The 8,660-nt window shown below is 70.9% G+C and carries 6 protein-coding genes and 1 pseudogene; 4 read left to right on the forward strand and 3 right to left on the reverse strand.

Annotated features, from left to right (window positions below; all coding sequences use genetic code 11):
* Positions 1-11: 11 nt before the first annotated feature.
* A complete protein-coding gene (locus tag AC5YDA_RS07735; protein WP_496189612.1) occupies positions 12-965 on the reverse strand; it encodes a carbohydrate ABC transporter permease in 954 nt (317 codons plus the stop codon).
* A 195-nt stretch (positions 966-1,160) separates the two neighbouring features.
* Between AC5YDA_RS07735 and AC5YDA_RS07740 the strand changes: the two genes are divergently transcribed.
* The 4 genes and pseudogenes from AC5YDA_RS07740 to AC5YDA_RS07755 form a co-directional block, all read left to right on the forward strand.
* Positions 1,161-2,255 (forward strand): LacI family DNA-binding transcriptional regulator, encoded by a 1,095-nt coding sequence (locus AC5YDA_RS07740; RefSeq protein WP_496189611.1) that lies wholly within the window; start codon positions 1,161-1,163, stop codon positions 2,253-2,255.
* Positions 2,252-4,507: an alpha-galactosidase gene (locus tag AC5YDA_RS07745; RefSeq protein WP_496189610.1), complete on the forward strand. Its 2,256-nt coding sequence runs from the start codon at positions 2,252-2,254 to the stop codon at positions 4,505-4,507. Before AC5YDA_RS07740 ends, AC5YDA_RS07745 begins: the two co-directional genes overlap by 4 nt.
* Positions 4,508-4,559: 52 nt before the next feature.
* Positions 4,560-5,600, forward strand: coding sequence for a LacI family DNA-binding transcriptional regulator (locus tag AC5YDA_RS07750; RefSeq protein ID WP_496189609.1), 1,041 nt, complete (start codon positions 4,560-4,562; stop codon positions 5,598-5,600).
* 122 nt (positions 5,601-5,722) lie between these two features.
* Positions 5,723-5,929: pseudogene (locus tag AC5YDA_RS07755) on the forward strand (transposase); the annotation flags it as partial.
* A 57-nt stretch (positions 5,930-5,986) separates the two neighbouring features.
* Here AC5YDA_RS07755 and istB read toward each other — a convergent pair.
* Both istB and istA read right to left on the reverse strand, forming a co-directional pair.
* The gene (gene istB / locus AC5YDA_RS07760; protein WP_496189084.1) at positions 5,987-6,790 is read right to left on the reverse strand and encodes an IS21-like element helper ATPase IstB; all 804 of its coding nucleotides are present in this window, start codon (positions 6,788-6,790) and stop codon (positions 5,987-5,989) included.
* Positions 6,787-8,496, reverse strand: coding sequence for an IS21 family transposase (gene istA / locus AC5YDA_RS07765; RefSeq protein WP_496192733.1), 1,710 nt, complete (start codon positions 8,494-8,496; stop codon positions 6,787-6,789). The genes istB and istA overlap by 4 nt, the downstream gene beginning before the upstream one ends.
* Positions 8,497-8,660 lie beyond the last annotated feature (164 nt).

Here is an 8,660-nt window from a genome sequence, read left to right on the forward strand (position 1 = left end):
CTCAGGGCTCCTTACGCGAGGTCCGACTCGCCCGCGCGCAGCATCTTGAGCTGCACGAACGAGACGGCGGCGAGGATCAGGAAGAGGATCACCGAAAGGGCGCTCGCGTAGCCGAACTCACCCTGGGCGAAGCCCTTCTGGTAGATGTAGAACTGCAGGACGCGGCTGGCGTTCACGGGCCCGCCTGCCGTCGTCACGGCGACCGTGTCGAAGACCTGGAACGAGCCCGTCATGGTGATCACGAGGATCATCGCGAGCACCGGGCGCAGGAGCGGCAGGGTGATCCGCCGGAAGGAGTTCCACTCGCTGCTGCCGTCGATGGACGCTGCCTCGTACACGTAGGTCGGGATCGTCTGCAGCCCGGCGAACACGAGCAACGCCGTGTACCCCATGTGCCGCCACACGTTCACGAACGCGATGGTCGGGATGGCCCACGCCTCGTCGCCGAAGAAGGAGACGCGCGAGGCCCCCATCCACTCGAAGAACTGGTTGACCAGGCCGATCTGGTAGTCGAGCAGCCAGAACCACAGCATCGCGGCGATGACGTTCGAGATGAGCCACGGCAGCAGCAGTGCACCGCGCAGCAGCGTCGAGCGGGTCAGCCGGTGCATCAGCAGGGCCAGCCCCACGGCGATGACGGTCTGGAAGCCGATGTTCAGCACCACGTACTGCACCGTGACGCCGAGGGCGTTCCAGAACAGCTCGTCGCTGAACAGGCGGGTGAAGTTCCCGATCCCGATGAAGCGGGGCCGGCCCAGCAGGTTGTACTGCGTGAGGCTGTAGTAGAAGCCGCTGATGCTGGGGGCCAGGAAGAAGACCGTGAAGCCGAGCGCAGCCGGCGCGATGAAGAAGAGCGCTGCCCGGAGGTCCCCGCGGCGCGGCTGCGTCTTCGGGGTCGTGGAGGCTGCGCGCGGGGGGCGGCCCGGACGCCGGCCGATCGTCGCCTCGAGAGGTTTCGTACTCACCACATTCCCTTCCTCGGGACCACCGCTCCTGCGCGGTCGTTCGGGTTGATGGCAGCAGACTCTATTCGTGTAGATCATTGGAGCGCAAGAGGGGTGGAATGATCAATTCCAGCGCTGCTGCAACGCGTGTCTTGGTCTGGCGGCGGGTTGTCTATTAGTGTAGATTCCGGGAGTCGCCAACGGACGGAGAAATCCATGGGAACCCCTCGCACGGCCGGCCGCCCCGCGGCCGACCGGACGCCGTCCGCACGCCCTCCCCGCGGGGCGCGGGTGACCCGCGAGGACGTGGCCCGCCTCGCGGGGGTCAGCACGGCCGTGGTCAGCTACGTCCTCAACGACGGCCCTCGCCCGGTTGCGGAACAGACGGCCGAGAGAGTCCGCGAGGCCGTACGGCTGCTGGACTACCGCCCCAACAGCTCAGCGCGCGCGCTTCGCCGCGGCAGCAGCGACATCCTGGGCCTGGTCGTGGCCGACGGGCTGAACCCGTTCTTCGGCGAGTACACCGCGGCGCTCGTGAGCGCGGCGGGCGCCGTGGGCCAGCGCCTCCTCATCGCGGACTCGTGCGGGGACCCCGACACCGAGAAGGCCTCCATCGAGGACCTCGTGACGCGCCAGATCGACGGGTTGTTCCTCGCCGGTCACCTCATGTCCCTCCCGTCGACCGCCTGGGGCGACGCCGACAGCGTCCCCCTGGTGCTCATCGACTCCCCCGGACCGATCCCGGGCCGGCTCACGGTGGGGGCGTCCGCCGAGAAGGGTGCCCGCGAACTCGTCTCCCACCTCGCCGTGGCCCACCAGTACCGGCGGATCGGCATCATCGTCGGCGAGGCCGGCTTCGGGGACCCCGACCCGCGGATGCGGGGGTGGGAGCAGGCGCTGGGCTCGGCCCGGCTGCCCCTCGGGCCCGTCGCCCGTGCGCCCTTCACCCGCGAGGGCGGCCACCGGGCCGGCCAGGAGCTCCTGGACACCGACCCCCGGCCCGACGCCGTCTTCGCCACCTCCGACCAGCTCGCCATCGGCCTGCTCCGGGCGATCCACGAACGCGGCCTCACCGTCCCGGGCGACGTGGCGGTGGTGTCGTACGACGGCACCCGCGAGAGCGAGTACACCTGGCCACCGCTCACCGTCGCCAGGCAGCCCCTGGCGGCCATGGCCGCCGCAGCCGTCGAGCTGATGCGCTCCCCGGACGGGGCGTCCACGCGCCACGTCCAGATCGACACCGACCTCGTGCTCCGCGCCTCCTGCGGGTGCGCGCCCCTGCCACCGTCCCATTCTGAGAGGAACCCATGACCGCCCACGTCAACGCCTGCGTCCACCTGAGGGCCGACGGTGTCAGCGTCCTGCTCGACATCACCGACGGACGCCTCCCCGCGCTGGTCCACTGGGGGGCCGATCTCGGCACACTCGCGATCGGCGACGTCCTGTCGCTGATCGAGGCCGGGATCCACCCGATCACCCCGAACCTCGTCGACGAGCCGGTCCGCGTCGCGCTCCTGCCCGAGGCCTGGACGGGCTGGGCGGGTCGCCCCGGGATCAGCGGCTCGCGTGGCGGCCGGGACTGGTCGCCACGGTTCACCACGGTCGCACTGCGCCTCGACGGCGAGGGAGCGCCCGGTGGCGGGACCCCGTCCCTGCTCGAGGCCGGCTGCGCGCTGGTCGAGGTGGACGCCGTGGACACAGCGTCCGGCCTCGGCCTGCTGCTGAGCGTCGAGCTCCTGCCCGGTGGCGTGCTCCGGTCGCAGGCGCGGCTCACCAATCTCGCCGGCGACCTCTACACCCTGGACGACCTCGTCCTGGCCTACCCGGTGCCGCGGGTGGCGCGCGAGCTGCTCGACCTGTCCGGCCGCTGGGGGCGCGAGCGCTCCCCGCAACGCCGCGACTTCACCGTCGGCGTCCACCTGCGCGAGGGCCGCAAGGGCCGCACCGGCCCGGACGCCGCCACCGTGCTGCACGCGGGCAGCCCCGGGTTCTCGTTCTCGACCGGCGAGGTCTGGGCGGTCCACACCGGCTGGAGCGGGAACCACACGCACTACGCCGAGCAGCTCTCCTCCGGCGAGCAGGTGATCGGCGGCGGTGAACTCCTGCTGCCCGGCGAGCTCGTCCTCGGCAAGGGCGAGAGCTACACCTCGCCGTGGGTCTACGGGTCGTTCGGCGCCGGGCTGGACGCCGTGGCCCGCCGCTTCCACCGCTACCTGCGCTCGCGTCCGGGGCACCCGTCCCCGCGGCGTCCCGTCACCATCAACGTGTGGGAGGCGGTGTACTTCAACCACGACCTCCAGCCCCTCATCGAGCTGGCCGAGAAGGCGGCGTCCATCGGGGTGGAGCGCTACGTGCTCGACGACGGATGGTTCGGGTCGCGACGCGACGACCACTCCGGGCTGGGCGACTGGTGGGTGTCGGGCGACGTGTGGCCCGACGGCCTCCACCCCTTGGTCAACAGGGTCAGGGAGCTCGGAATGGAGTTCGGCCTGTGGTTCGAGCCCGAGATGATCAACCTCGACTCCGAGACCGCCCGCGCCCACCCCGAGTGGGTCATGGCCACCGGGGGCCGGACCCCGGTGCCGTCCCGCCACCAGCAGGTCATCAACCTGGGGATCCCCGAGTGCTACGCCTACATCCGGAACGCCATCTTCGCGATCCTCGCCGAGTACGACATCTCGTACATCAAGTGGGACCACAACCGCGACCTCGTGGACGCCGGCACCCATCCCGACGGGCGCCCGGGCGTTCACGCGCAGACGGAGGCGCTGTACCGGCTCATCGACGAGATCAAGGCGGCCCACCCCGGCCTGGAGATCGAATCCTGCTCGTCAGGCGGCGCGCGCGTCGACCTCGGGATCCTGCAGCGCACCGAGCGCGTGTGGGTCTCGGACTGCATCGACCCCCACGAACGCCAGATGATGCTGCGCTGGACCTCCCAGCTGATCCCGCCGGAGATGATGGGCTCGCACATCGCCTCGGGCACGTCGCACACCACCGGACGCACCCACGACCTGAACTTCCGGGCGGCCACCGCGGTCTTCGGCCACCTCGGCGTCGAGTGGGACCTGCGCCGCGCCTCCGCGGAGGACCTCGCGGAGCTGGCCCAGTGGGTGGCGTTCTCCAAGGAGCACCGCGACCTCCTGCTCAACGGTGACCTCGTCCGGCTCGACATCCCGGACACCTCGCTGGTCGCCGGCGCGGTCGTCGCCCCCGACAGGACCCGGGCGGTGTACTCGTTCGCCAGCGTGGACCGCTCCGACGTCGCCCTGCTCGGACGCCTGCGCTTCCCGGGCCTCGACCCGGAGCGCCGGTACCGGGTGACCCCCCTGCTCCTCGGGGAAGCCCCCTCCGGGCTGATCCCGCCGGCCTGGTGGGGGGTGGAACGCGTCGTGGAGGACGAGCTGGTCGCCCTCGCCGAGCACCACGCGCCCGTGTTCGCCCCCGCGCGGCCGACCACCGGCATCGAGCTGCCCGGACGCCTGCTGGCCGAGGTCGGCCTCATGCACGCGCCGATCAACCCCGACCACGCGGTGCTGTTCACCGTCGAGGTGGTGGGCTGAGCACGGCGGGCGTCCTGCACCGCTAACCTGAGCCACACACAAGGGGGGCCAGATGGGCGAGGTAGCCGGGCAGCGGCGACGCAGCGTCACCCGGGCCGACGTGGCCCGGCTCGCCGGCGTCAGCACCGCTGTGGTCAGCTACGTGATCAACGACGGGCCCCGGCCGGTGGCCGACGCCACCCGGGTCAGGGTGCTGGACGCCATCGAGAAGCTCGGCTACCAGCCGAACGCTGCCGCCCGCTCGCTGATCACCGGGCGCGCCGAGCTCATCGGGCTGGTGGTGCCGGACATCGCCAACCCCTACTTCGCCGCCCTGGCCCAGAAGGTGGAGGCGGCCGCCCGGGATCGGGGCCTCACGCTCCTGCTGGTGCAGTCCGCCGAGTCCGGCATGGCGGACGTGATGGCCGCACTGGCGGGTCGCCTGGTCGCCGGGGTGATCACGGCCACCGTCCCCGGCACCCAGGCCGCCCACCAGCTGCTGCGCCAGCAGGTGCCGGTCGTCGGCATCAGCCTGTTCGCACCCCTGGGGGCGTTCCCCTGTCTGGTCCCCGACTTCTACGAGGGCGCGCGCACCGCCGTCCGGCACCTGCTGGAGCAGCACGGACACACCCGCGTCGGCATGGTGACCGGGGCGTCCGAGCCGGAGGACCGCGAGCGCGGGTGGCGGGACATGCTGCTCGCCTCGGGCCTCGAGCCCGGCGCGGTGGTGCGCGTTCCCTGGTCGATGGCCGGAGGGCGGGAGGCCGCCGCGATCCTGATGACCGAGCACCGCGATCTCACCGCCGTGTTCGTCGCGGCCGACCAGCAGGCCACCGGGTTGGCGTCCGGCGTCGTCCGGCAGGGGTTCCGAATCCCCCGCGACCTGGCGGTGGTGTCCTTCGACGGCTCTCCCGAGTCTGAGTTCGTCGTTCCCGCGCTGACCTCGGTCGCGGTCCCGATGGACGCCATGGCGCGGGAGGCCGTCGCGCTGGCCCTCGGCGAGGCGACGGAGCACCGCGGCCCCCACCCCACGTCGCTGATCGTCCGTGAGTCCTGCGGATGCACCCGGCCTGCGGACGACCCCTCGGGACATCTGCAGATGGCTGCGCCCTGAGGAAGTTGAGTCCAGCAGAGTGGTGTACGACCCGGTGATCGTGTCGCTCCGGATGTGGGGGCGGTCATCGGGTGATTCTTCGAGAGATCTCTCACAACCACCTCGAAGGAAAGAGCACACCGATGACCGCTGTCTCCAGTATCGACGACCCCGCCCAGTTCCTGAACCACCTGCTCGGCCAGTCGTCCCCGGACCTGCTGCGCGACTTGTTGGAAGGGTTCGTGAACACGATCCTGTCCGCCCAGGCCGACCAAGTGTGCGTCGCCCCCTACGGGGCTCGTGACGAAGCGCGCACCAACCAACGCAACGGCTATCGGCATCGTGATGTCGCTTGCCAGCGTGATGGGACCACCGTGTTGCCACGAGCATGGGACCACTTGGAAGTGTTATCGAGCATGGCGGACCTCGTTTCTGGGGTCAACGGTGACGCGCCCGCGTTGGCGGTAGGAGGGGCCTTCGACGACGAGGGTGTGCGCGCCTGAGGTGAGTCGATCGATGGCGGATTGGGCGAGGAGGGCGTCGGTGGTCAGGCCGAGCCATTCGGCGGGTTCTCGGTTCGACACCCAGATCGTGGCGGCGCGGCGGTGACGTTCGACGACGATCTCGTAGAAGTCGTTGGTTTGGGTGGCGTCGAGGGCCCGCAGCGCGAAGTCGTCCACGATGAGCAGGTCGATGCTGGTCAGGCGTCGGAGCTCGGCCTCGAGGGTGTTGTCGAGCCGGGCCGCCCGCAACCGGGTGAACAGTTTGTCGGCGCGGTGGAAGCCGACGGTCAGGCGGCGACGGATGGCGATGTGCCCGAGCGCGGTGGCGAGGTGGGTTTTGCCGACGCCGACGGGGCCGAGGATGAGGACGCCGGTGCCGGCTTCGGCGAACCGCAGGGTGGTCAGGTCGGACCACAGGTGCCGGTCGTAGGTGAGGTCGGGTTGGTCGTCGAAGGTGTCCAGCCGCATCGTGGGGTCCAGGCCGGCCTTGGCGGCGCGGAGGGTCGCGGAGCGGCCCTCGCGGCGGGTGACCTCGTCGGACAGGACGAGTTCGAGGAACGCGGCGTGGCCCAGCTGTTGCTGGCGGGCCAGGTGGAGCCGTTCGGGCAGGGTGTCGGCCATGCCGCCCAGCTTCAGGGCGCGCAGGGTGCGGGTCAGGTCGACGCCGACCGGGTCGACCGGCGCCGGGGGTCTGGTCATGGTGGTCATCGGTGCTCCTCCTCGAAGAGGGTGTCGGGTCCGTCGTCGCGGACCAGGGTCAACGTGGCGACCGGACCGCCGGCGGTGGGGGTCCGGTGACTGGCAGGGGTGGTCCCCTGGATGGCAGCGGGGCTGGTCCGGTCACTGGCGAAGGCCGTCGGCCGGGTGGCGAACTCGGCGGGTTGGCGGGCGAACCGGCCGCCGGGGATGGTGCCAGTCGGTAGCAGCGGCAGGGTGTCCTCGGTGGCCCGCTCCAGCATGGAGGCGATCTTGGTGACCGACACCACGTCGAGGTCCAGGGCGCGGGAGCAGGCGGCTTCGACCGGCCCGTTGCCGTAGCGGCGGACCAGCCCAAGGAGCCGGTACACCGCGCGCATCCGCGTCCACGGCAGCGGGTCGTCCAGGAGCCGCTCGGCGTAGATCCCGATACTCGACCCGTGGACCGCGCACGTGCTGATCAGGCGGGTCAGGTCCCGTAACGCGTAGCCGGACCTCTCTGCGGGCAGGTCGTCGCGGTCGGTGGATCGGCCCCCCGGCGCTTGGCGGGGGTGGGTCTTGACCAGCCGGCCCCGGTGGTACAGCTTGACCAGTTCCCGGTCGGCGCGCACGTCCAGCTGGTGGCCGAGGTAGGCGCCGGGCACCGAGTAGAGGGCGCGGGCGACCTCGACGTGGAAGTCGCGGTGCACCTTCACGGTCTTGAACACGGGCACGTCATACGCCGGCGGGACGGGCAACAGCACCCCGGCCTCGTGCTCGTCGAACACCTCCGCCGGGCGGGCCTGCAGGGTGCCGTGGATCCGCATCCCGGCCCGCTCGGCGCACCACACCGTGGCGCGTTGTTGGGCTTCCTCCAGGCTGGTGAACACCTCACCGGCCCAGAAGTTGCCGCGGACGTACTGCACCGCCCGCTCGACCTTCGGTTTGTCCTTCGGTGATCTGACGCGGGCCGGGTCGGTGCCGAACCCGGCGTGTTGGGCGTAATCGAGCCAGCCTTGGGACAGGCGCGGGTTCACCGGATCGGGGTCGGTGACGATGGCCTTCATGTTGTCGGGGATCAGCACCTTGAACACACCCTGGAAGAACGCCCACGCCGCTTCACAGCCGGCGATGACCGCCACCAACGTCTGCGAGTACGTCAACCAGACGAACAGGTGCCGCGAGTAGCAGGCGGTGAAGATCAGGGCGTGGACCTTCCGCCGGCGACCGTCTTCGCCGGTCAGGTAGCCCAGGTGTCCGAAGTCGACCTGCAGCTCGACGCCGGGCTCGCCGTCGGCGACCCGCACGGTGGTGTCCTTCACGCGGAACCCGCACCGTTCGGCGGCGAACCGGTGCAACGTCCGATACGGCACCACACACCCCTGCCGCGCCAACAGTTCGTGGACCTTCACCACCGACAACGGCTTGGCGTCCTTGCCGTCACCGGCCAACCACACCGCGATCTGCTCCTGGCGGGCTTCCAGGGCCTCCCACGCCGTCCCGTGCCCGTTCGGGCGGGCCGGACGCACCGCCGACACCACCTGAGCGACCAGGTCGTCATCGACCGCCGTGAACCCCGCGTCCCGCTGCAGACCGGCCTCCTGCGCGGCGGCCACATAGCGGCGGGCCGTCTTGCGGTCCACCCCCGCCCGCTCGGCGACTGTCCGCAGCCCGGCGCCCTCGAGCCAGCCGCGGAGTACTTCCCTGACCTCAACCACACTGACCTCCCTGAATCCCACGCCCGTAGACCTCCATGACGGCGACACCGACACGGCGATCCAACGAGCCGACCCAGGACCCACCGGCAAGACACGCCGGGTGGTCCCATGACTGGCAATCCAAGTGGTCCCATGAACCTGGCAGAAAACCCGCTACCCCGGTCCCATGCTCATGGCAGGCGACA

The sequence above is a fragment of the Propioniciclava sp. LT294 genome (assembly GCF_059516005.1).

Coding starts and splice junctions, on each gene's coding strand:
- AC5YDA_RS07740 (WP_496189611.1), top strand. CDS start 1,161: ATGGGAACCCCTCGCACGGCCGGCCGCCCCGCGGCCGACCGGACGCCG.
- AC5YDA_RS07745 (WP_496189610.1), top strand. CDS start 2,252: ATGACCGCCCACGTCAACGCCTGCGTCCACCTGAGGGCCGACGGTGTC.
- AC5YDA_RS07750 (WP_496189609.1), top strand. CDS start 4,560: ATGGGCGAGGTAGCCGGGCAGCGGCGACGCAGCGTCACCCGGGCCGAC.
- istB (WP_496189084.1), bottom strand. CDS start 6,790: ATGACCACCATGACCAGACCCCCGGCGCCGGTCGACCCGGTCGGCGTC.